Source organism: uncultured Streptococcus sp., assembly GCF_963525625.1.
Classification (GTDB): domain Bacteria; phylum Bacillota; class Bacilli; order Lactobacillales; family Streptococcaceae; genus Streptococcus.
In genome coordinates this window covers 149,861-173,275 of sequence record NZ_CAURLD010000001.1, presented here as the reverse complement: position 1 = coordinate 173,275, position 23,415 = coordinate 149,861, and the positions used below count along the sequence as shown (strand labels likewise).

Genomic DNA, 23,415 nt, shown 5'->3' with positions numbered 1-23,415 from the left:
CCTTTTCTTTTATCGTAGATTGAGATATTCCTCTGCATATTTTTTATAATCCGGCTTTTCCTTGCGGTTCATAGCAAAGAGCATACTGCCTGTGAGATAGTCATCGTCTGAGTCAGGAATTAGCATAATAGCAATATTTTTATCTTTCTCAGGAAAGATGATAGAAAATGTTCCGCCATTATCTTTCCGGGTCAGGCCATAATAACTCACCCCATTCTTAAAACCAACTGCATTTTGAGTATACTCATACTCTTCTTCGTTGACAATGATAGTCTTGTCTTTTATTTCAATGGTCTTTTGTTCACCGCTAGCGTCCTGTACATTCCATTTTCCCTGAATTTTGGGGCTGCCGCTGCAGCCAATTAGGATGAAGAGGGATGAGAGCACTACCAACAACAAACCTTTTATCTTCTTGTTTTTCAAGTTGTCTTCTCCTTGATATATAGATTCATGACCATTCTACTATAAATGCTAAATCTTTGTCAAACCTCTTAGAAATGTTCTTCTTGCCACTTTTTCAAAAAATGATATAATTTGAAGAGTGAAGATTACCAAGGGCTCAGCCCTTGCGAGAGAAAGGAAAGAAAATCTTATGATGAACATGCAAGACTTAATTTAAGATTCTTTAGGACTTGCTATCATTAGAAATCTTGATCTTAAAAGTTTTAGCATTCAATAAATTAACAACATTCAGTAATGTTACATTATGTTGGACAGTAACTGGACAGTGGCAGAGTGTTTGAGGGAGAGTAAAAGAGGCTTAAGTGCCTCTTTTGTTTGTATTTTAGCTAGTTTAAAATTAATTTATTTTAAGAATTTAATATAGTTTTAAAAAAACTAAGTAAGTATTTAATACAGAAGAAAAACTCTGGTTTGTCTAACTTTTTGGGATCAGTAAAATATGGATAGGGAGAATGTGTTTTAGTTATTTACCATTTTATAAAATCTGATTTGAAAATCTCGTATTTGAATGAATTTCATTATATGCTTAAAATCAATGTTTTCCCACGTTTTCAGAAAGAAATATTTCATCTAATTTGAATAACTTTCATTTGAATGGTGTGAATTTTACCCTAAAAATATACGAATTGAGCTAGATTTTACCAAAAAGTTCATATCATTTAAATTGTTATAATTTTATACATTTTTTAAAGGAGAAATAAATTATATCTATAATTTCCTAATCAAACAAAAATTAGGGGGAAGTCTAATTTTTGTTACTTCTTCAAAAACCAATAACTATTTTATAAAAATAATTCAATTTTTTCTTAGTTCAATGACTTGAACATATCAACTTTCATTATCAATATGGTGAGCGATTTCTAAAACCATCATCGGTAGTGAGAAATTCAAGTTTCGGACCATCTGGCTATTTTCTGCGTCAAGAGTTGCAGTTACCTCATCCGCTAATAAAATATCCTTTTTACGAAGTAGAAAGCGAGCTAGTTCAATCCGAACACGCTGTCCACCTGAAATATTTTCTCCATTATCAGTGATTACAAAATCAAGTCCATCGGTCAGTTCGTGGTCGAGTTTGACTTGTTTCAAACCAGTCTCCAACTCTTGATCTGAAAACTCTTGTCCCAAGCTGAGGTTGTAACGAACAGTATTATTAAAGAGGAAAGAATCCTGGCTGATGATGCCCACCTGACGAATAAAGTGACTTGTTTTAGCTCCATCCCTTGTGCCACAAGTAACCATACTACCATCAGGTTTTTCTTCACCTATGATTATTCAAAAGAGCGTTGATTTTCCACAACCACTTGACCCTTTTATAAGGATTTTCTTGCTTTGTCGAATGTATAAATTGATAGCACGAAAGATATTTCTATTATTTTAAATAAAAAATTAAAATTTAATTGACTAATTATAAAAAAAATGCTATAATTCATTTGTAAACGTTTACATATTTACATATCATGAAAAGGAGCTATGCTATGACAAAAATACTTGGTTTATATCATTCAGTTAGAGATATTGGCAAACACGAGTCTTGCTATAAAAAAAATTGGAAATTTTTCTGATGGGAGTATTACAATCATTGTTAGATCAATTTCTGGCGAAGGTGCGACTGTCAGCTTTGATGATAAAGTTATTCCATTAGAGGAAGGGATGATCCTAGGACAAAATGCGATTTTATCAACGCATTCCTCACTAGTAGAAGTAGCTGATTCAGATGAAAATATTTATCGACTTTGGAATAATAGTCAACTTTGCATTGAAATGACAGTTAAAGGATTGACAATTGTTTATTTCGGAAAAGTTCACTATGAACCATCTAATCTAGTAAATGTTGTTGCACAACATAAATATCGAACCAGTTGTTGGACATCTAAATCAACTACAATCACAATCGAAGCTCTTGCACCTGATTTAGATATTTATTATTCTTATGATTCTCCAATTGAAGTTTTTGAGTATGATGAGTGTGGTAGAAGATTTTCACTCTTCACACTTGATGCTTTTCAGTACTGTATTGTTCAATACAAGGATGGAAAAATGAAATCTCGCTATTCCGTTATAGAACAGAATGAGATTTCTGAATCAGATATTCGCAGGTTGTACGAAACATATAAAATGCCTTTCAACTGGGGGTATAATGTAGCTGAGGCTAAATCTAAAGAGAAGTTCATTTAGATCATATTTTCTTTGGGCTATGCTGTTTTATTAGTGAGGGGGTCAAATGGTTAAAGTTAGTGAATATAAAACTTACCTTGTATTATATTTTAAAAGTATACTCTATCTGTGGAAAACTTCACCATTAAATATTTTAATTTTAATCATCACGATACCGATTCAGGCATTATTACCTTCGTTATCATTGTACATTTCTAATACACTCATTAATAGAATGGACAACCTTTCACAACAATTATTATTTTTATTACTTGGAGTATGGGGTGTAGCATTCCTTTTAAATAATATATTTACACCATTAACAACAATGATTCAAGGAAAGCTAACAGATGATCTTACTTATACATTGAACTGTGATATTATGAAAAAGTCTGAGGAAATTCAGACAATTGACTATTTTGAAGACAATAATTTTTATAATGATATCCAATTATTAAGTTCAGAAGCAAGTTGGAGACCTGTGAATTTATTGGTATTTGGGACAAGTATTATTTCAAATGCAATACTGTTTATTTCAATGCTTGTTATATTTGCATCATTTCATCCAGTAATCGCTTTACTCATGTTGCTTGTTTTAGTTCCACAAGGAATAATTTCTTATTCCCTTCAACAACAAGCTTTTGAAGTCCTTGTTTCTAATAGTGAAGAATCAAGAAAACTGGAATATTATAGCCAGGTTTTACTATCGTCAGAGGCGATCAAAGATGTGAGACTATATAACCTATATAGTTTCTTTATGAATAAATATACTCATTCTTTCTCGCAGATAAAAAGAAATATTCAGAAGACAAGATTAAAAAAGTTTAACAATTCTGTCATTTTTTTAATTTTAACTGCTCTATTGAGTGTAGGAAGTTTTATCTATATTATCTATTCTATAAAAGTAGGACAATTGGGAATTGGAGCTGTAATGCTTTTTTCTTCAAGTATTGTTTATGCAATTAATAGTATGTCAAGATTAATTGAAGATTCTAGTTTGCTTTACGATACCTTGCTTTATATGGAAAAATTTTTCAAGTTTATTGCACTACCATCAGACTCTGAGAGTGCTACAGTTTCAGTTCCATCAAGTATTGAAAAAATAGATTTCGTAGACGTATCATTTAAGTATCCGAATAGTGAAAACTATGTTTTAAAAAATATAAGCTTCAGTATTAATAAGGGAGAAAAGATTGCTATTGTTGGAGAAAATGGCGCAGGAAAAACTACACTAATTAAATTACTTACCATGTTTTATAATATTGAAGAGGGAGAATTATTAGTCAATAACTTATCAATTAGTAAATTTGACCCAGAGAAATTTAGGGAAAATGTATCAGCTATTTTTCAGGATTTTTCTAAATTTGATATTACTCTTAGAGAGAACGTGGGAATTTCGAATATAAATGAGATAAATGCAGATGGTAAAATCTTAAAGGCATTAGAGGACAGTGGGTTTGAAAGTAGTTTAAATGACTTAAATACTATTCTTGGGAAAAAATTTGATAATAGTCGTGATCTTTCAGGAGGTCAATGGCAAAAAGTTGCACTGGCGAGAGCTTTCTTTTCAAATTCACCCATACTGATTCTAGATGAGCCTACAGCTGCACTCGATGCAAGAACAGAATTTGAATTATTTGAGAAATTCTTAAAATTAACGGAAGGAAAAACCGTATTTTTCATTACACATAGATTATCAAGCGTCAGACAAGCAGATAAAATTTTGTTAATGAGAAATGGAACGATTGAAGGGTTTGATAAGCATGATTCTTTAATGAAAACAAACAAATACTATGAAGAGCTTTATACTATGCAATCTTCTTTATATTACAAAGAATTAAACTAACTTTAAAACCCACTGTCCTCTAATACATTGGACGATTTTTAGAAAAAAAGGGCAGAGGTGGGCAGTAAAAATTAAACAAGACGGCCTAAACCCTTGATATGAAAGGAATTTAGAAAATCTTATGATGAACATGCAAAGCATGATGAAGCAAGCACAAAAGCTTCAAAAACAAATGGAAAAAGGCCAAGCAGAACTGGCTGCAACAGAATTCACCGGCAAATCAGCCCAAGATTTAGTCGTTGCTAAACTGACTGGCGATAAAAAGGTAGTCAGCATTGACTTCAATCCAGCCGTTGTTGATCCTGAAGATTTGGAGACTCTGTCAGAGATGACTGCGCAGGCCCTGAATCACGCGCTGGCTCAGATTGATGAGGCCACTCAGAAGAAAATGGGCGCTTTCGCAGGCAAATTGCCTTTTTAAGCAAGATAAATAACCTTACCTCTTGACTAAACATAAGTCAAGAGATACTCGAACCAGCAAAAAAAGACTGAAGAATCTCAGTCTTTTTGATTTATAGTCGTTTCCTCACTAGTCCACTACACAAAATTAAGCAAATCTGCTGCCTTACTCATCAAAAGCAGGGCATAGTCAGGATTGTTCTGCAGTTCCTTGATAGAGCTCTGCACCAGCTCCAAATCGTCGGTAATCATGCCGTCAACACCCAGACGGAAGGATTTGCCAATGCTGTCTGCATCATTAATGGTCCAGTCATAAAGCTTCTTATCTGTCGTCCATAGCTTATCGACAAAGTTTTCATCAAGGGTCGAGTACTCCATCGTATAGCCGGAAGCCTGTGTCCGTGGGAAAATAGTATTGTAGGGCAGGATAAAGAAGGTTGGTATGCCCTTATCATACTGGACTGTCTTGTCAATAACCTGATAGTCCAAAGACTGAATCTGGTGGCCATAAACCTTGATATTGGCTCCGTATTGACTAAGGAAACGGTCCATCATATCAGCTGAGTCCAAGTTGCTAGTCTTGATTTCTATCAAGAGTCTCTGGCCCATTTGATTGGCTCGTTTGAGATAAGCATCAAAGCTGGAAATTTTGGCAGTGTGTCCATTTTCTGAAATATCTAAAGCTGTCAGCTCTTGCAGAGTCAGCTCTTGCGGTTTAGCATCAACGCCGGCCAAGGCTTTTAGATTGGCATCGTGCATCATGACAAACTGTCCGTCCTTGGTCTCCTGTACATCCATTTCGATATAATCTGGCTTGAGAAGGGCGGTTTTCTCTAGCGACTCAACCGTATTCTGGACACCATTTCCCTGCGAAACTCCGCGGTGAGAGATGGTCAGAGGGACGTTTTCCAAGGGCAGATTGAGATAGACAAAGCCTTCAAGGGCAAAGACAGAGCTAGTGACCAAAAGGATAAACCAGCGCATGAGAGGCAGGCCTTTTCTGTAGCGGTATTCAGACAGCTTACTGTCTGTCAAAAAAGCCACAAACTTAATCAAAAAGTAAGCTACCATGAAGTAATAAGCCAGCTTGATGAGGCAGTAATTAACAACCGCTGCTATCAAGGCTATCTGATTGGACTGGCTATCCGCATACTGCTGCAACACTAAAATCGGAATACTGCTTAAAAGAAAGAAGAGAAAGCTCTTAGCCAATATCCAAAAGAGCTGCCAAGTATAGCGAATCAAGTGCCCCTTGGTCTTCTCCAAACTATACCTAATCGCATCTCGTAGGCGGAAATGCTCAAAAAAGAGCTTGGGCAGGGCAAACATCAGGCGAACCGCTATCAAAAAAAGCAGAAAACCTAAAGCATAGATTGATAATCTCATCCATAAGGCCGTCTTGAGATAGGTCACGATAAATTCTGGAATCAGAATTTTATTCAAGTAGTAGATTTTGAGAATTTGCCGCAGAAAGGGAAAGATAAAGCCCATATACAGTGCAATAAAGAGGACCTTGCTGGGCCGGGCGTAGCGAATCAGCGATCCGCTGTCTTTGAAACTTTTCTTGATAAACTGAAAGGCGCTTCGTTCTTCCTCGTCCAGAAGATTGCGGAGCCCCATAAATATCAGCCCAATCTGAAAATAAGCGACAAAGAGGTTGGCTGCAAAAAGCACTAGAAAGGCCAAGCCAACCCAGACATTTGAAGTCAGAACCTTCAAGGCATTCGTATAAGATAAGAAGAGGTAGCCTGTCTGCTTGAGCAGAGTCTCTGCTGCAAAGGAGTTGAAAGGCACCCAGGCCAGCTCCATGAGCATAAAGACTGTGAAAAAGAGCAACAAAATTTTATCAAGATTGCGATAGAGACGTAAAAGTCCCAGTCTTTGTGATTTCATTTTCCTCCTTTATGTTGTGAACGATACAAAACTTGCTAAAAATTGATTCTTATTTAAAACAAGGTTGAGACAGATGTCCCAACCTTATTTTTACTTTCCAAATAAACGTGCCCAGAAGCCCTTGCTTTCCTGCTCCTGCACCTTTTCCTTGGCTTCATCCAACTCCAACAGCAAGGTTTCACGCTCATTCATGGCCTTGGCTGTCAGCTGCTGCTGCTGGTCCAACTGCTTGTCCTTTTCAGCAATCTGGACATCCTTAATGCGCAGCTGCTCATCTTTCTTAGCTAGCTGGCTGTCCTTGGCCTTAAGCTGCTCATAGAGACGCACAATCTCAGCATTTTTTTCGTCCACCAAGATTTCCATCAGCTCGCGTTGCTTCACATCTTCGCTGACAGGTTCATCTTCAAAAATAGTTTTCTTATAAATCTCTTCCAGCTTAATCAAGCCGCTGCGGGTCACCACCGTGACTCCTTTTTCATTCTTTTCCGTATCTTCTGGCGGCAGTGCCTTGACACGATTGTTAATCGCCTGGCGGCTAACTCCAAGAATCTCGGCTAACTCGCTGACTGTCTTTTCAATTGCCATAATTTCCTCAAAAACTTTTTCTAGTTTGTAGATACCTAAATCTTATCATATCAAGCCTTAACTGTCAAATTTCACAATATTTTTTGAGCCTGACTCCTATCTTTTTAGCCCTTTTTTATGATACAATGAGACAGATTAGTCTAGTAAGAGAAATGAAAAAATCGAATGAATTTAGAAGCTAGAGATGTTGAGCTAAAGGCTTCCAAGAACGTCTACAAGACAGCAAAAGCCGGCTCACCAAGGAAGCACAAGATTTCTGACTAACTGATAGAAACCACTCCCTACGAAAGGAAAAGACCAATGAACCATTTCGACACAATCATCATCGGCGGAGGACCGGCTGGCATGATGGCTGCCATTTCCAGTTCTTTCTACGGACAGAAGACCCTGCTCCTCGAGAAAAATAAACGACTGGGCAAGAAACTAGCCGGAACGGGTGGTGGTCGCTGCAATGTGACCAACAACGGAAACCTGGATGACCTCATGGCCGGTATTCCAGGCAACGGGCGCTTTCTTTACAGCGTCTTTTCCCAGTTTGACAACCATGACATCATCAACTTTTTTACAGAGAACGGTGTCAAACTCAAGGTTGAGGACCACGGACGTGTTTTCCCAGCGACAGACAAGTCCCGCACTATTATTGAAGCTTTGGAAAAGAAAATTGCAGAGCTGGGTGGCACTGTCATCACCAATACTGAAATCATCTCCGTTAAAAAATCCGACGACCTTTTCACTGTCAGATCCAGCGACCAGACTTGGACCTGCCAGAAATTGATTGTGACGACTGGCGGCAAGTCCTACCCTTCAACAGGCTCGACAGGCTTCGGTCATGATATTGCCCGACACTTCAAGCACACGGTGACTGACCTGGAAGCTGCTGAAAGTCCTCTTCTGACTGACTTTCCTCACAAAGCGCTTCAGGGGATTTCGCTGGACGATGTGACCCTCAGCTATGGCAAGCATGTCAGCACCCACGACTTGCTCTTTACCCACTTTGGCCTATCAGGTCCGGCAGCTCTGCGCTTGTCTAGCTTTGTCAAGGGCGGTGAAACCATCTATCTGGACCTTTTGCCACAGATGAGGAAGCCGGATTTGACAGAATTTTTAGAAGAAAACCGGGAAAAATCCCTGAAGAACTGCCTGAAAATCCTCCTACCTGAGCGAATAGCAGACTTTTTTGCCCAGCCCTTTCCCGAGAAAGTCAAACAACTCAATCTCAGTGAAAAAGAGGCTCTTATTAAACAAATCAAAGAACTAGCCATCCCTGTCACTGGCAAAATGTCTCTGGCTAAATCCTTTGTCACCAAGGGTGGCGTTAGTCTCAAGGAAATCAATCCTAAAACCCTGGAAAGCAAACTCGTTCCCGGCCTCCACTTCGCTGGAGAGGTCCTAGACATCAATGCCCACACGGGTGGCTTCAACATCACTTCTGCCCTCTGCACCGGCTGGGTGGCAGGCAGTTTGCATTATGATTAAAAATTCAAGGGAGAACAAGATGAACAGATGCGAAACAGTCGAATTCGTCAATATGTGCATGATTTATGACGGAGAAAAAGTTCTCGTCCAAGAACGAGTGAAGTCTGACTGGCCCGGCATCACTTTTCCTGGCGGGCATGTAGAGCGTGGAGAATCTTTTACCGATGCAGTTATCAGAGAAGTCAAAGAAGAAACTGGATTAACCATATCCAAGCCTCAACTTTGCGGCATAAAGGATTGGTATAATGATAAAGATTTTCGTTATGTCGTCCTGCTCTATAAGACAAGGCACTATTCTGGTGTACTGCAATCCTCAAATGAAGGAAAGGTCTGGTGGGAAGATTTTAAAAATCTGTCCTATTTAAAGCTGGCAACCAGTGACATGTCTGATATGCTACGTGTTTTTTTAGAAGACGATTTAAGTGAATTCTTTTACTATAAAGACGGTGACGACTGGCTTTATGACTTGAAGTAGAATAAATAGGCTAGGAAATTCCTAGTCTATTTATTTCGCATTTGTCCGCACATAAGCCGCAATCACATCTGCTGTGTACTGGGCAGTCCCTGATCCGAACTTGTCAATATTCTTCTTAAACTCTGGATTGTGGACATAGCCCTGACCGATGTAAGCAAAGACTTGCAGTGAGCAGTCAAAGCCGTAAGTGCGAATGGCTTGTAAGAGACGCGCTGCCTGCTCCTGATTTTCTGCTGCTTCAACCGGCAAGCCTTGTCCCATATTCTCTGCCAGACTTTGAAAAACTTGATTGAAGGCTGCGGCAGCTTCTTCTTCCCGTCCATTTTGACGCGTCAATGCTTCCGCCATAACTTCTTGACCGTATTTTTCTACCGCTTCTTGATGGTATTTGTGATTATCTTCGTAGGTAAAGCCTGCGAATTTTTCTTTCATTGTCATCTTTCTTTCTCCTTTTTCTTCTTGGATGGTTTTTTGTAAGGTAGAAATCAAGGTATCCAAGCGATCTCTTTCTTGCTGCAAATACTCTAACTGCCTAACCAGATGCGGCAATAAGGCCTGATCGTCCTGACTCAGCAGCTCTGCTATTTTCTCTAAGGAAAAGCCCAGATACTTATAGTAAAGGATGACCTGCAGCCGCTCCAAATCATCTTGGCTGTATGTCCGATAGCCATTTTCTGATTTGGCGGGTACTAAAAGTCCGATTTTGTCGTAATGATGCAGGGTTTTGACAGAGACTCCCGAAAGCTGCGCAGCTTCTTTGATATGGTACATGATAGACCTCCTTACCACTATAGTATAAGCCCTGACCAAAGGTCAGGGTCAAGCTTTTTTAGAAATTTTTTAAAACAGCTTTAGAGTTTCCAAAGCGGCTAGCAGTTATTTACGAGAAACCATGGCTATGAACCCCAGTTTTTCCTGATTTTTTTGGAACATCTTAAACATCTTCATAAATTGACTGTAGTTTTCTTTTTTAAGGGCATTGAAGCAGATTTGCAGTGTGCCGCCCAGTCCTTCGTCATAAATCATACCTCGAAGACTCATCAAGGTCATTTCGCCGACAAAGGTGTCCACACGGTCAAAAGCATGAGAACGTGCCAGCTGAATCCAAGAACCTTCTGTCATAGGTCCCACATTGACGTTAATCGCACGAGATAGCTCTTCCCGGACATTCTCATCTCTTTGTTTGAGCATGACGTCATGGGTGAGGAGCACTCCACCTGGCTTCAGCACCCGGTAGTACTCATCCATACATTTAGCTTTTCCCTTATCCGTCTGCATGGTCAGCATGGCTTCATTGATAACAATATCAAAAGAATTGTCATCATAAGGCAGCTTCATGGCATTAGCCTGCTCAAATGTGACGAGTTCACCAACACTAGCCTTGTGTCCATTAATCTTAGCCTGAGCCAGCGCAGCCTTATCCAAATCAACTGCAGTAATTTGGCAGCCATATTTTTTAGCTAGCTCGATTGTTGTGGTCCCCATATTGCAGGCAACTTCTAGAACCTTCTTTTCGCTGGAAAACTGTCCCTGCTCAATCAGCCAGTCTGTTGCCAGCTTGCCACCAGGACGAAGACGTTTCTTTCCTAATTTTGCTAAAAATTTATGACCTGCTTCTGCCATTTCCGAACCTCCATGATTTTGATTGGTTCCATTATAGCATAAAATATTATATTTTCAGATAATTCTTAGATTTTATCAAAAAACAGACCGAATCGACCGATTCAATCTGTCTTGTACTTTCTTTACAAGCCAAGAAACCCAGCTAGATAGCGCAGCAAGGCCACCAAGACTACACCAAATACAACAGTTGCAATTAAGTTCTTATACTTAAAAGCCACATAGCTAGTCGGAAATACGGCTATTAAATCCAACCATTTAAAGCTTGGCAGCTGACCTGTTTTAGCATTGGTGACACTAGACAGGATAAGGGCAAAGATAATGGAAACTGGCAGATATTTGAGGAAACGCTCTGCCATAGGCGGAAGACCCTTGTACTTGACTAGGATAAAAGGCAAAATCCGCGGAATCCAAGTGACCAGGGCTGACAAAAGAATAGCCAGCAAAATATATTTACTTATCATCCAAAAGCACCCCCACTGTACAGCCTAGCAAGGTTGCAAAAAGCACCGCCAGCGAATTTTGAAGCAGCATAGTTAGGACTAAGTAGGCAAGACCCACCACGCCCAAGACGAAAAAGAGCTTCTTTATCTTGACCCGGCGCAGCATGATTGTAAACTGAGAAGAGAAAATACCAATAAACATGGCGACCAGGGCAAAGTCCAGGCCAAAGCTCTCAGGATTGGGCAGAAGGGCACCGAGGGCTGTTCCTAAAATAGTACCCAAAATCCAAGAAGTATAACTCATGAAATTGTTACCCATCATCCAACTAGCAGCGATTTCCTCTGTATGTGCCCGCTCTCCCATCAAAACTCCGTAAGATTCATCTGTCAAAAAAGAACCAATGACAATATTCTGAGTCAAGCTAGACTTACGAAAAAGAGTCGATGCATGCAGACAGAGCAAAAGATGCCGGATATTAATAAGAAAAACAGTCAGTGCGATGGCCAAGACAGGCGCCTGCTGGGCAAATAAACCAATCATGGCAAACTGGGCACTGCCAGCATAAACCAGAATACTCATCAGTCCCATCTCCAAGGGATTCATATAGGGCGCCGCCATGATGCCGCAGGCTAGACCAATCCCAATATAGCCCAGAGCCGTTGGCACTGCTGCTTGTGTCCCTTGTTTAAATGTCTGTCCGCGCATTCTTCTCCCTTACTCCATCGTTTCAAAAGCCAGACTCGGCTTAGCATTGAGGTCCAAACTGGCAAAATTTTCCTTGTTCCACTCACTGACACTGGCATAGGCAATCATACCAGCGTTGTCACCGCAAAGGCGCAATGGCGGAATAATCACCTTCACATCCTGAATCTCAGCTGCCAAGCGTTCTCTCAGGCCTTGATTGGCCGCAACACCGCCCGCCACGACCAGAGTCTTGACTGGATATTTTTCCAGGGCTTTTCTAGTCTTGGCCATGAGAATATCCATGACCGCTGCCTGAAAGCTTGCTGACAAGTCTTGATTAGACAAGACCTCTCCTTTTTGCTGGGCATTGTGGTGCAAGTTGATAAAGGACGACTTGAGACCAGAAAAAGAAAATTCCAGATTGTCCTCCTTGATCATGGCCCGCGGAAAATCATAAATATCCTGTCCCTCATGAGCTAACTGATCAATCTCTCGACCTGCTGGATAGGTCAGGCCCATAACGCGACCGACCTTGTCATAGGCTTCACCGACCGCATCATCTCGAGTTTCCCCTACAATCTTATAGTCACCAGCCTGACTGACATAGACCAGCTCAGTATGACCGCCGCTGACCAAGAGAGCCAGCAAGGGAAACTCCAAGGGCTCCACGCTCTGAGCTGCCATCAGGTGTCCAGCCATGTGATTGACTGGAATCAGGGGAATATCATGAGCCCAGGCAAAGGACTTGGCTGCCGCCAAACCGACCAGAAGCGCCCCAACCAGACCAGGACCATAGGTAACAGCCACTACTGTGACCTGCTCCTCGCTAATCCCTGCTTCTGCCAAGGCCTCCTCAATGCAAACCGTAATGACCTCCACATGGTGACGGCTGGCCACTTCAGGCACCACTCCGCCAAAACGCTTGTGGCTCTCAATCTGGCTGGCAATAACATTGCTCAAAAGCTCGGTCTCATTCTTCAGAACCGCCACACTGGTCTCATCACAGGACGTCTCAAAAGCTAAAATATATCTATCTTTCATGGATCTCTCTTTTCATGACAATCGCATCTTCCACCGGCGCATGATAGTAGGCCTTCCGCCGCGCGATTTCTTCAAATTTTTCTTTTTTGTAAAATAGAAGAGCTGGCTTGTTGGACTCCCTCACTTCGAGGAAAATTTCTTTGTCTGCTGGCAAAAAGTCAAACAAGGCTGTCGCGATTTTCTGTCCCTGATAGCTAGGCAATACAGCAATCTGCAGAACTTCTGCTTCAAAGTCTGTCTCCTGCCAGACTAAAAAGCCGACAAGCTGACTCTCATCTGCTGCTAGTGCACAACTGTTCACATCCGAACGCAGGACCTCTGCCACTTGGCCTGCGGTCCAAGGACTGACCTCGTAAACAGCTAGTAAGAGCTGTTCCAGCTCTTTTGCGAGAGTTGCCGCGTCCACATCCGAACTGACGCTCCATTTTCTCAACTTAATCATAGACGCTGAATGTAAGAATTGCTGGATTCCTGGTGGGTCTTGAGCCAATTTTCCTCAGCTTCTACACGCTTGAGATAGTTAGGAACAAAGTCATGAATGGACTGGGCTGGCAGGTCTAAACCGAGACGACCAATAGCTGCCGCATCTGGCAAGCTTGGCTGAATGGCAGCCTGAGGAAGAGCAGCTCCAATCTGCTCCGCAAAAGCTGCTGTCTCTCCGACAAAAGTGACTGGCTGATTAGCAGCGCCAGCTATTTCTAAAACCTCTGCCAAAGGCAGATGAGCTTCCGGCTGCACAGTCTGACCAGACTGATAAAAACCAGCATAGACATTATTTCGGCGGGCATCCATGACAGGAATGACCAAACCTTCCACCTGCTCTGGGACTAAAGCCAGCAGACTAGACACACCGACCAGCTCAATCTTGAGGGTATGCGCCAGGGCCTTGGCTGTCGCCACCGCAATTCTCAGACCTGTGTAGCTGCCTGGCCCCTGCGCCACCGCGATACGATCCAAATCCGTCGGCTTCATATCCAGACTATTCATGAGAAAATCAATAGCCGGCATAAGGGTAATACTATGATTTTTCTTGATATTGAGCGTCACCTGCCCCAAGACCTCCTTATCCTGCAAAAGGGTCAAGGACAAGGCTTTGTTGGACGTATCCATCGCTAAAATGTTCATAAAAATCCTCTCATTCTTCACTGTACCAAAGTGAGCGGCGTTTTAATTTGTCTTCGTAGAAACTATCTACCAAAAATTCCTCTAAAATCTGACTAAAAGCCTCCAAATTAGGCACTTGCTGCGCCAAGTGTTTTCCAAAAATCGCTTCTTGCTCAGCAATCTTGGGCAGCAAATCCGCTCCAGCAGCAGTCAAGCTCAAGCGAGAACTGCGCTTGTCCTTGCTAGAAATTTCCTTCTTGACCAAGCCTTTTTTAATCAAAGCCTGCACCAAGCGACTAGGGCTTTTTTCCTCACAAATCAGGGATTCCCCCAAGCCCTTGAGAGACAGCGGAGCATGTTCGCCCAAAACGAGCAGGACCTCGCTTTGATTGGGCGTAATTCCCAAAGGCTCTAGCAACTTCCCATATTCTCTCGTCGCTAAGCTCTCTGCACTTCTAAACAAATAGCCAAATCGAATTCCTTCTGCTACCACGCTGCTCTCCTTTCAAAAATCACTTCTATACTATTTTACACTAGATTAGGTAAATTGTTGACAATTTTAGTTAAAAAATATAAAATCTTAAATAGATGATATATCATCTATTTGCAAAAGGAGGAAAAACGGATGACCCCAAACCCTACAAATCAAAAACCAGCTAGAACAATGACCCACGCTTTTGTGACTGGTGCGACCGGTCTTTTAGGAAATAATCTCGTGCGTGCTCTGCTAAAAGAAAACATTCAAGTGACCGCTCTCGTTCGCTCCGAGGAAAAAGCGCGCAAACAATTTGCCGACCTGCCTATCCAGATTGTCAAGGGGGATATTTTAGAGCCCGAAAGCTATCGTGACTATCTAGCAGGCTGCGACAGCCTCTTTCATACCGCTGCTTTTTTCCGCGATAATTATAAAGGCGGCAAGCACTGGCAGGAGCTCTACGACACTAATATTATAGGCACAAATAACCTCCTAGAAGCTGCTTACGAGGCTGGTATCCGCCAATTTGTCCATACTTCCTCCTGTGTCGTACTGGAAGGTGAGGCCAATCAGCTAATCGATGAAAGCATGTCTCGCTCAAAAGATACTCCTTTTGATTACTATCGCAGCAAGATTTTGAGTGAAGAGGCCGTTCGTGATTTCTTGGACAAGCATTCAGATGTTTTCGGTTGCTTTATCTTGCCGAGTGTAATGTTGGGTCCTAGAGACCTTGGTCCGACCTCCAGTGGGCAGCTGATTATCAATTTTGTAGAGCAAAAACTTCCAGGTATCTTAAAGGCTAGCTATAATATGGTGGATGCTAGAGATGTAGCAGATATTCATCTCCGCGCCATGAAATACGGACGCTCAAAGGAGCGCTATCTGGCAGTTGGACGGCAAGTGACCATGACAGAATTGTACCAAATACTGGAAAAAATCACTGGCGTTCCCGCCCCCAAGCGCAAGATCTCCCCTCTTTTCGTCAAAATCTATGCCCAAGCAAGTGAGCTCTACCACCGGCTCACCAAAAAACCAATTTTGGTTACCAATGAGCTCGCTCATCTCATGGCCGAAGAATATCTCAAAAGTAATTTTAGCTTTGCCAAAACCGAGAGCGAGCTAGGCGGACAGCATCGCCCTCTCGAAGAAAGCTTAGCTGACGTGGTAGATTGGTACCGCAAGCACGGCTATTTCGCCAAATAAGCAGCCCTCAAAATCAAGTGACCAAATGTTCATCGCTTGATTTTCCGCACTTCTGAATAAATATCTAAAACGGTCTCCTAAAGATGACATTCTATTCCTGTCCTTTGCAAATTTCTTCTGTATCTATTTTACACTAATTCCCTTAATTGTTGACAATTAATCTTGCAAAATATAAAATAAGAGAATAGATGACATGTCATCTAAATATAATTTAAGGAGAAGAGCCATGCCCCCAAAACACCAAAGCCGAAGTATTCACCACGCCTTCGTTACTGGCGCAACAGGTTTACTAGGAAATAATCTGGTGCGATCCCTTCTAAAAAAAGGAATTCAGGTGACTGCTTTAGTACGCTCTCGACAGAAAGCCTTAGAGCAGTTTGGCAATCTGCCGATCCATTTCATTGAAGGAGATATTTGCCAGCCAGACAGCTATCAAAATCATATGCAAGATTGTGATAGTCTTTTTCACACAGCTGCTTTCTTTCGAGATAGTTTGAAAGGCGGTCAGCACTGGCAAGAACTGTATAATACCAATGTGAAGGGTAGTTTGGAACTTTTTGAAGCCGCTTATAAAGCTGGCATTCGTCAGGCGGTCCATACCTCATCGATTACAGTTCTCTATGGTGAGCAAAATCAACTGATTGATGAAAGCATGTTACGCAGCAGGAATACAAGCAATGACTACTACCGCAGTAAGATATTAAGCGAAGAGGTTCTCTTAGATTTTTCAAAAAAACATCCTGATTTTTTTGTTAGTTTTGTCCTGCCTGGATTTATGTTTGGCCCAGGCGATATCGGTCCTACCTCTGCGGGACAGTTGATTTTCGACTTCGTTCATAAAAAACTGCCTGGAATCATTCCCGGCAGCTACAGCGTCGTAGATGCCCGAGACGTCGCAGACTGCGAAATCCTAGCTATGCAGTATGGCCGACAAGGAGAACGATATTTAGCAGCTGGTAGGCATATGACGATGGAAGAATTATTGAAGAACCTAGAAGCGGTCAGCGGAGTTGCCGCTCCAACTAGACGGATTCCTCTTTTTCTTCTAAATATAATTGCTCAATACAATGAACTATATCATCGTCTAACAAAACGTCCTATTCTGTTGAGTAAGGCTGCTGTGACCTCTACTGAAGAGGAATATCTCCGAACACATTTCAATTCTGCAAAATCTCAAAATGAGTTGGGAGCCCATTTCCGTCCCTTTGAAGAAACTCTCAAAGATGTCCTAGCTTGGTACAAAGAGCACGGCTACCTATCATAAGATTAAAAGTATCCAGAACAGGCATTTCAGGAATATGGAATCCGAATGCTTTCAGACTAAATCACTCTTACATTTTCTTATCTCCACCTTTTACTATTCCCTTATTTTATGTTATAATCATTATAATTGTAACGAATCAGGATTAATCTACTACTCAGAATTGAATAAAAGAAAACAGCTAATCAGCTGTTGTTTTCTGCAGGTTAATCATGAAAATATGAAAGGAAATGTAATGATTTACAAAGTTTTTTATCAAGAAACAAAAGAGCGCAGTCCGCGCCGTGAAAAGACACGTGCCCTTTATTTAGATGTCGAAGCAGCTAATGAATTGGAAGGCCGCATTCAGGCTCGTAAGTTAGTCGAAGAAAATACCCCTTACAATATTGAATTTATTGAGCTCTTGTCTGACAAACACCTCGAATACGAAAAAGAGTCAGGCACTTTTGAATTGACGGAGTTCTAACCCATGGCATATACCTTAAAACCCAAAGAAGTTGGCGTTTTTGCGATTGGTGGGTTAGGCGAAATCGGTAAAAACACCTACGGGATTGAATACCAAAATGAAATCATCATCGTGGATGCCGGTATCAAGTTCCCAGAAGACGACCTACTAGGAATTGACTATGTCATTCCCGACTACTCTTATATCGTTGAAAATATCGACCGCGTAAAAGCTGTCCTCATCACCCACGGGCACGAGGACCATATCGGCGGTATTCCTTTCCTGCTCAAGCAAGCCAATGTTCCTATCTATGCTGGTCCTTTGGCGCTGGCACTCATTCGCGGCAAGCTAGAAGAGCATGGACTTTTGCGCGATGCCAAGCTCTATGAAATCAATCAAAACACAGAACTGCAGTTCAAGCATCTGAAAGCTACTTTCTTCCGGACAACCCACTCTATTCCAGAGCCTTTGGGAATTGTCATCCATACGCCGCAGGGTAAGATTGTCTGTACAGGTGACTTCAAGTTTGACTTTACACCAGTTGGTGAGCCGGCAGACTTGCACCGTATGGCTGCTCTGGGCGAGGAAGGCGTTCTCTGTCTCCTATCTGACTCGACCAATGCTGAAGTTCCGACCTTTACTAATTCCGAAAAAGTTGTCGGCCAGTCTATTATGAAGATCATTGAAGGCATTAATGGACGGATTATTTTCGCCTCTTTTGCTTCAAATATCTTCCGGCTCCAGCAGGCAGCTGATGCTGCTGTCAAGACCGGTCGTAAGATTGCGGTCTTTGGCCGCTCCATGGAAAAGGCTATTGTCAATGGGATTGAGCTGGGCTATATAAAGGTTCCCAAAGATACCTTTATCGAGCCAAACGAGCTTAAGGACTACCCAGCTGGCGAAGTGCTGATTATGTGTACCGGAAGTCAGGGTGAGCCGATGGCAGCCCTGTCTCGGATTGCCAATGGTACCCACCGTCAGGTTCAGCTGCAACCTGGAGATACAGTCATCTTCTCATCTAGTCCTATCCCTGGTAATACGACCAGCGTTAACAAATTGATTAACATCATTTCCGAGGCCGGTGTAGAAGTGATTCACGGTAAGATTAACAACATCCACACCTCTGGACACGGTGGCCAGCAAGAGCAGAAACTCATGCTTCGCTTGATCAAGCCTAAATATTTCATGCCAGTCCATGGTGAATACCGTATGCAGAAAGTCCATGCAGGTCTAGCCGTTGATACTGGAGTACCAAAAGACAATATCTTCATCATGAGCAATGGTGACGTGCTGGCTCTGACAGCTGACTCAGCTCGTATTGCCGGTAGCTTCAACGCTCAAGATATCTATGTTGATGGGAACCGCATTGGTGAAATCGGAGCTGCAGTCCTGCGCGACCGTAAAGACCTGTCAGAGGACGGTGTTGTCCTGGCTGTCGCGACGGTTGACTTTGAATCCAAGATGATCTTAGCCGGTCCAGATATTCTCAGCCGCGGCTTTATCTACATGCGCGAATCAGGCGACCTCATTCGCCAAAGCCAGCGCATCCTCTTCAATGCCATTCGCATTGCCCTTAAGAATAAAGATGCCAGCGTCCAATCTGTTAGCGGCGCTATCGTCAACGCCTTGCGTCCTTTCCTCTACGAAAGTACCGAGCGCGAACCTATTATTATTCCGATGGTGCTTACACCAGACGAAGACAACTAAAAAATAAGCTTTGCTAGTCTAGCAAAGCTTATTTTATTGCTTTATTTTTTGTTCGCGAAGCATGCTTGATAATCCAAGCACAACTCGGACTCAGTTTTTCCTCTTGCCAAGTCCTAATCACCCTCTCGAATTTTTCAGGATCTTCTTTATATAAATCATTCAGATTATTAGCGACACTTTTTTGGATTGATTTATCCGCATCATCCTTTAGATTCTTTAGAATAGCGGTAAACTCATCAAAATAATCTAAAACCACAGTCTGCTTCTTAGCCCAGGGCAGTCGGATACGCATACACTCGCTAGCTAACCTGCGGACGCGCATATTCTCATCTCGGCTCCACTCTAATAGTAAATCCATCGTAACTTTAGGATAATTAGCCAGCAAGGGCCGCATGGAAAATTCTCCAGTAAATCGCTTGGTTAATTCCTTACTGAAGGCTGCACTCAGCTCGAATTCTTGACCTCCGTAAAGTTCTACGTATTTGCCAATCGGCCACAACCAGTACCCCTCTGAGAACATCCCCAAGCCGCCCTCTAACTCCGGACCAAGTATCTGCTCAAAAACCTTCAGAGAATCAGCATAAGAAAGCGGCAAGCATTCTTTGATACTCTTTGCCAGCAGCTCTTGACGCTGAGTAAATTCCAAAGCCTCTAAGTCGCTTTCAACTAGAGATCTAAAATGCTGAGCATCAAATTTATCTGTGACTTCTTGCAAGCGACGGCTCAAATCCTTCGCATAAACCAAATCATAATAATCTTTAACCTTTTTCGCCATGATTTTTAAATCCCCTTAACAGACTTCTCACTGCTTCTCTGACTTCTGCTTCTTCCTCTTTCTCAGCAAGAAAAAGAGACAACTCGTTCAAGGCGCCTGAAATCATATGAGCTGCCATATCCAGATCAATAGAGATAAGTTTCCCTTCTTTAGATAAAATGTCTAATTGCTCTCTCAAATGAAAGAAAGAATTAGCCTCGTCCTGACGACGCCACTCTTTCCACTCAACGATATTGGGACCATCAAGCAGGAGAATATGTTTATTTTCGGTCAAGGTCGCAAAACGAACAAAAGCAACACAGCCTTCCACCAACTGCTCCCAAGAATCGTGTGCTTCCAGGGCATTTTTTTCTACATAAGACCCCAGTTCGGACTGAATTTGTGCCAGTACGGCAGTAAATAAAGTTTTCTTATTCCCGAAATGATGATAAAGTGCGCCTCTTGTCATTCCCAATTCATCTACAATTTCTTCCAAGGAAGTTTCTGCATAACCCTTTAAAGAAAAATGTTTCCGGGCGATAGCTAATATTTTCTTGCTTGTCTCTAGAGAAGCCTGCTGTTTTTTATTCATCTTCACTCTCCAAATAATTTGCCGCAAACTCAGCGCTAGGTGGAATTACTTGAATTACATCAACCAAAACAGAACCCGGCGCTTCCACAATGAAATGGCGCTGACCAAAATCTTCACTCTTAATAGGAAGAAGGAACTCCATTTCTTCTTGCTGACGCAATTCTTCATAAAAACAATCCACATTGTCAACTTCGATATTGATGATTAGGCCACTCGCCTTAGACTGGTAGGCTTGTGGCACTGTCCTATGCTTACTATCAATAAAAGCAAGCTCAAAACCACTCTCGATATTCTTTAAACTAATATACCAATCTGAACGGAAGCTTTCCTGAAATTGGAAATGATTAATGAAAAATTGTGCCGCTTGATGGACATCTTCGCTCATTAAAACGGGGTATAAACTGGTAATCATTTGTTCTCCTTTTCTTAAACTTTATTTAAACATACATACTGAATGTATGCAAATGAATATTAAAAAACAGAAGCCAAATTGGCTTACATCTATTTGAGACTAGCTCAATTCAATCGCTTGATAAAATGATATTTGGTAATGCCCTTTTGCGGGACATCTGTTAGACTGGCGTAGATTTCATAGCCTTGCTTGATGTAAAAATCCCTGGCCTGATAAGATTTAGTGGACAAGGTAATGCTAGTTACTCCAGCTTCTACAGCCTTTTCTTCTAATTCTGCCAGCAGACTGGCTCCCAAACCTTTTTTCTGATGTTCTTTATCCACCACCAAAGCCTTGACATGAATATTTTCCAACACCTGCCGGGCATGGAGCAAGGCAATTAACTGGCCATCTTCCTCCCGCCTTAAATAATAATCTTGAGGTCCAAGTTTTTCAAGCATATCTGGACCAAAATAGGCTTCATATTGCTCATCAAAAACACGCTTAATAAAATCATGAAATTTTCCCATCTTTCTCCTCCTCCACGAAAAAGCAGGGGATATGCCAATCCTCCTGCTCTAAGTTTAGTATAAATCCAGATAATTATCCACTTCCCATTGGGAGACAAAGGTTGCATAGCTTGCCCACTCGATGCGCTTAGCTTCTAAGAAGCTTGTATAGATATGCTCGCCAAGAGCCGCTTTAACGACTTCGTCTTCTGTCAATGCCTTCAAGGCATTGTGAAGAGTTGATGGTAGGTCTGTAATTCCAGCTTCCTTACGCTCCTCTGGAGTCATGATATAGATATTCTCTTCGATTGGGGCTGGAGCTTCGATTTTATTCTCAACACCGTGCAGGCCAACTTCCAAGAGAACTGCCATAGCAATATATGGATTGGCCATCGGATCAACCGAACGCAGCTCCAAGCGAGTACCCATACCACGAGAGGCTGGCACACGCACCAACGGTGAACGATTACGTCCTGCCCAAGCAATATAAACTGGTGCTTCATATCCAGGAACCAGACGTTTATATGAGTTGACCGTTGGATTCATGATAGCTGTGTAGTTATAAGCATGGTTAATCAAACCACCCAAGAAATGGTAGGCTGTTTCTGACAGCTGCATACCTTTTGGATCTTCTGGATCGAAGAAGGCATTATTGCCGTCTTGATCAAAGAGAGACATATTACAGTGCATACCAGATCCTGCAATGCCAAACTTAGGCTTGGCCATAAAGGTTGCATACAAACCGTGCTTACGAGCAATAGTTTTCACAACCAGCTTGAAAATCTGAATCTTGTCACAAGCCCGAAGCACTTCGTCATACTTAAAGTCAATCTCGTGCTGGCCGACTGCTACCTCATGGTGACTAGCTTCTACTTCAAAGCCCATCTTGGTCAGGACATTGACGATTTCCCGACGAGTATTGTCTGCCAAATCTGTCGGCGCCAAGTCAAAATAACCGCCCTTGTCATTTACTTCCAGCGTCGGATCACCATTTTCATCCAGCTTAAAGAGGAAAAATTCTGGCTCTGGTCCGAGGTTAAAGGACTTAAATCCCAGCTCTTCCATATGCTTGAGGGCACGCTTGAGGTTGCTCCGTGGATCCCCTAGAAACGGTACATGATCTGTCGTATAAACATCGCAAATCAGACCCGCTACACTACCGTTTTCATCTCCCCAGGGAAAGACTGTCCAAGTATCTAAATCAGGATAAAGATACATATCTGATTCATTGATACGGACAAAACCTTCAATGGAAGAACCATCAAACATGGCTTTATTGGATAAGACCTTGTCAAGCTGTTCATCCGTAGCAGGAATTTCCACATTCTTCATAGTCCCTAAAATATCAGAGAACATAAGACGAATAAAGGTAACATTTTTCTCTTTTACTTCGCGACGGATATCAGCTGCTGTAATAGACATTAAATTTCTCCTTGTAATTCAAACAAAATAGCTATGGTCGATGCATCTGACCAAAGGTTGGCAGAGAAGAAGCAAAACGGCCTTGCTGCAAGATGTCATGATGCAGGGCACGGCGGACATCTTTGTCACTAACGGTCTTGCGGGACTTGGCTTCACGCTCAGCATATTTCCTCTTAATCGCAGCAATATTATAGCCTTCTGAAATATAATCCTTAATTTCTAAAAGGCGGTCCATATCATTCAAAGAATACATCCGACGATTGCCCTCATTCCGAGCAGGGGTAATCAGATTCTGGTCTTCATAATAACGGATCTGACGGGCAGATAGGTCCGTCAGTTTCATAACACTGCCGATGGGAAAGACTGCCATGTTTCGGCGAAACTCTTTTTCCTTCATTCAAATTCCTCTCTACGCACTATTATAGGACGAAATAGATCTTATGTCAAGAAATAATGTCAGATTTTCTTACACA

The 23,415-nt window shown here is 41.9% G+C and carries 26 protein-coding genes and 1 pseudogene; 9 read left to right on the top strand and 18 right to left on the bottom strand.

Annotated elements, in window-relative coordinates:
* Positions 1-9: 9 nt before the first annotated feature.
* Positions 10-423, bottom strand: coding sequence for a glycosyltransferase (locus tag RYK49_RS00820; RefSeq protein WP_223310890.1), 414 nt, complete (start codon positions 421-423; stop codon positions 10-12).
* An 867-nt stretch (positions 424-1,290) separates the two neighbouring features.
* Positions 1,291-1,833 (bottom strand): annotated as a pseudogene (locus RYK49_RS00815) (ATP-binding cassette domain-containing protein); the annotation flags it as partial.
* Positions 1,834-1,950: 117 nt separating this feature from the next.
* Here RYK49_RS00815 and RYK49_RS00810 point away from each other — a divergent pair.
* The 3 genes from RYK49_RS00810 (at position 1,951) to RYK49_RS00800 (ending at position 4,883) form a co-directional block, all read left to right on the top strand.
* Positions 1,951-2,637: a hypothetical protein gene (locus tag RYK49_RS00810; protein ID WP_314864596.1), complete on the top strand. Its 687-nt coding sequence runs from the start codon at positions 1,951-1,953 to the stop codon at positions 2,635-2,637.
* Between the two features lie 46 nt (positions 2,638-2,683).
* The gene (locus RYK49_RS00805) at positions 2,684-4,462 is read left to right on the top strand and encodes an ABC transporter ATP-binding protein (RefSeq protein WP_223310888.1); all 1,779 of its coding nucleotides are present in this window, start codon (positions 2,684-2,686) and stop codon (positions 4,460-4,462) included.
* Positions 4,463-4,583: 121 nt separating this feature from the next.
* Positions 4,584-4,883, top strand: a complete 300-nt coding sequence (locus RYK49_RS00800) for a YbaB/EbfC family nucleoid-associated protein (protein WP_032906355.1) — start codon at positions 4,584-4,586, stop codon at positions 4,881-4,883.
* A gap of 116 nt (positions 4,884-4,999) precedes the next feature.
* On the opposite strand, the gene RYK49_RS00795 is transcribed toward RYK49_RS00800, so the two are convergent.
* On the bottom strand, positions 5,000-6,754 hold the full coding sequence (locus RYK49_RS00795) for a glycerophosphodiester phosphodiesterase (RefSeq protein WP_314864595.1): 1,755 nt from the start codon (positions 6,752-6,754) through the stop codon (positions 5,000-5,002).
* Between the two features lie 90 nt (positions 6,755-6,844).
* Entirely contained in the window at positions 6,845-7,339 is a 495-nt protein-coding gene (locus RYK49_RS00790) for a DUF536 domain-containing protein (protein ID WP_002896624.1), read from the bottom strand.
* A 300-nt stretch (positions 7,340-7,639) separates the two neighbouring features.
* Between RYK49_RS00790 and RYK49_RS00785 the strand changes: the two genes are divergently transcribed.
* Entirely contained in the window at positions 7,640-8,815 is a 1,176-nt protein-coding gene (locus RYK49_RS00785; protein WP_314864593.1) for an NAD(P)/FAD-dependent oxidoreductase, read from the top strand.
* Between the two features lie 19 nt (positions 8,816-8,834).
* On the top strand, positions 8,835-9,290 hold the full coding sequence (locus tag RYK49_RS00780; protein ID WP_314830672.1) for an 8-oxo-dGTP diphosphatase: 456 nt from the start codon (positions 8,835-8,837) through the stop codon (positions 9,288-9,290).
* Between the two features lie 30 nt (positions 9,291-9,320).
* On the opposite strand, the gene RYK49_RS00775 is transcribed toward RYK49_RS00780, so the two are convergent.
* The 8 genes from RYK49_RS00775 to RYK49_RS00740 all read right to left on the bottom strand — a co-directional run bounded on the left by RYK49_RS00775 (position 9,321) and on the right by RYK49_RS00740 (position 14,676).
* Complete coding sequence (locus RYK49_RS00775) at positions 9,321-10,061, bottom strand: MerR family transcriptional regulator (RefSeq protein ID WP_002929108.1); 741 nt, start codon at positions 10,059-10,061, stop codon at positions 9,321-9,323.
* Between the two features lie 105 nt (positions 10,062-10,166).
* Positions 10,167-10,913 (bottom strand): class I SAM-dependent methyltransferase, encoded by a 747-nt coding sequence (locus RYK49_RS00770; protein WP_314830671.1) that lies wholly within the window; start codon positions 10,911-10,913, stop codon positions 10,167-10,169.
* A gap of 122 nt (positions 10,914-11,035) precedes the next feature.
* Entirely contained in the window at positions 11,036-11,374 is a 339-nt protein-coding gene (locus tag RYK49_RS00765) for an AzlD domain-containing protein (protein WP_314830670.1), read from the bottom strand.
* The gene (locus RYK49_RS00760; RefSeq protein WP_314864591.1) at positions 11,364-12,059 is read right to left on the bottom strand and encodes an AzlC family ABC transporter permease; all 696 of its coding nucleotides are present in this window, start codon (positions 12,057-12,059) and stop codon (positions 11,364-11,366) included. The genes RYK49_RS00765 and RYK49_RS00760 overlap by 11 nt, the downstream gene beginning before the upstream one ends.
* A 9-nt stretch (positions 12,060-12,068) precedes the next feature.
* Entirely contained in the window at positions 12,069-13,079 is a 1,011-nt protein-coding gene (gene tsaD / locus RYK49_RS00755) for a tRNA (adenosine(37)-N6)-threonylcarbamoyltransferase complex transferase subunit TsaD (RefSeq protein ID WP_314864589.1), read from the bottom strand.
* Positions 13,069-13,521: a ribosomal protein S18-alanine N-acetyltransferase gene (gene rimI / locus RYK49_RS00750; protein WP_314864587.1), complete on the bottom strand. Its 453-nt coding sequence runs from the start codon at positions 13,519-13,521 to the stop codon at positions 13,069-13,071. Before rimI ends, tsaD begins: the two co-directional genes overlap by 11 nt.
* On the bottom strand, positions 13,518-14,204 hold the full coding sequence (gene tsaB / locus RYK49_RS00745; RefSeq protein WP_314864585.1) for a tRNA (adenosine(37)-N6)-threonylcarbamoyltransferase complex dimerization subunit type 1 TsaB: 687 nt from the start codon (positions 14,202-14,204) through the stop codon (positions 13,518-13,520). The genes rimI and tsaB overlap by 4 nt, the downstream gene beginning before the upstream one ends.
* 10 nt (positions 14,205-14,214) lie before the next feature.
* The gene (locus tag RYK49_RS00740; protein WP_002929093.1) at positions 14,215-14,676 is read right to left on the bottom strand and encodes a MarR family winged helix-turn-helix transcriptional regulator; all 462 of its coding nucleotides are present in this window, start codon (positions 14,674-14,676) and stop codon (positions 14,215-14,217) included.
* A gap of 132 nt (positions 14,677-14,808) precedes the next feature.
* On the opposite strand from RYK49_RS00740, the gene RYK49_RS00735 reads away from it, so the two are divergent.
* From RYK49_RS00735 to rnjA, 4 genes are all read left to right on the top strand, one after another.
* Positions 14,809-15,861, top strand: a complete 1,053-nt coding sequence (locus RYK49_RS00735) for an SDR family oxidoreductase (RefSeq protein ID WP_002903702.1) — start codon at positions 14,809-14,811, stop codon at positions 15,859-15,861.
* Positions 15,862-16,087: 226 nt separating this feature from the next.
* On the top strand, positions 16,088-17,125 hold the full coding sequence (locus RYK49_RS00730) for an SDR family oxidoreductase (protein WP_314864583.1): 1,038 nt from the start codon (positions 16,088-16,090) through the stop codon (positions 17,123-17,125).
* A 232-nt stretch (positions 17,126-17,357) separates the two neighbouring features.
* A complete protein-coding gene (locus RYK49_RS00725) occupies positions 17,358-17,588 on the top strand; it encodes a DNA-dependent RNA polymerase subunit epsilon (RefSeq protein WP_032906349.1) in 231 nt (76 codons plus the stop codon).
* A 3-nt stretch (positions 17,589-17,591) separates the two neighbouring features.
* Positions 17,592-19,274, top strand: a complete 1,683-nt coding sequence (gene rnjA, locus RYK49_RS00720) for a ribonuclease J1 (RefSeq protein ID WP_002929089.1) — start codon at positions 17,592-17,594, stop codon at positions 19,272-19,274.
* Positions 19,275-19,302: 28 nt separating this feature from the next.
* Here rnjA and RYK49_RS00715 read toward each other — a convergent pair whose 3' ends face one another.
* The 6 genes from RYK49_RS00715 to RYK49_RS00690 all read right to left on the bottom strand — a co-directional run bounded on the left by RYK49_RS00715 (position 19,303) and on the right by RYK49_RS00690 (position 23,339).
* Positions 19,303-20,049 (bottom strand): DNA alkylation repair protein, encoded by a 747-nt coding sequence (locus RYK49_RS00715; RefSeq protein WP_314830666.1) that lies wholly within the window; start codon positions 20,047-20,049, stop codon positions 19,303-19,305.
* Entirely contained in the window at positions 20,033-20,620 is a 588-nt protein-coding gene (locus RYK49_RS00710) for a TetR/AcrR family transcriptional regulator (RefSeq protein ID WP_314830665.1), read from the bottom strand. The genes RYK49_RS00715 and RYK49_RS00710 overlap by 17 nt, the downstream gene beginning before the upstream one ends.
* Positions 20,613-21,032, bottom strand: coding sequence for a VOC family protein (locus RYK49_RS00705; RefSeq protein ID WP_314830664.1), 420 nt, complete (start codon positions 21,030-21,032; stop codon positions 20,613-20,615). The genes RYK49_RS00710 and RYK49_RS00705 overlap by 8 nt, the downstream gene beginning before the upstream one ends.
* Positions 21,033-21,136: 104 nt before the next feature.
* Complete coding sequence (locus RYK49_RS00700; RefSeq protein WP_314830663.1) at positions 21,137-21,541, bottom strand: GNAT family N-acetyltransferase; 405 nt, start codon at positions 21,539-21,541, stop codon at positions 21,137-21,139.
* A gap of 54 nt (positions 21,542-21,595) precedes the next feature.
* Positions 21,596-22,942 (bottom strand): type I glutamate--ammonia ligase, encoded by a 1,347-nt coding sequence (gene glnA, locus RYK49_RS00695; RefSeq protein ID WP_002896640.1) that lies wholly within the window; start codon positions 22,940-22,942, stop codon positions 21,596-21,598.
* Between the two features lie 31 nt (positions 22,943-22,973).
* Complete coding sequence (locus RYK49_RS00690) at positions 22,974-23,339, bottom strand: MerR family transcriptional regulator (protein WP_314830662.1); 366 nt, start codon at positions 23,337-23,339, stop codon at positions 22,974-22,976.
* Positions 23,340-23,415: the final 76 nt, after the last annotated feature.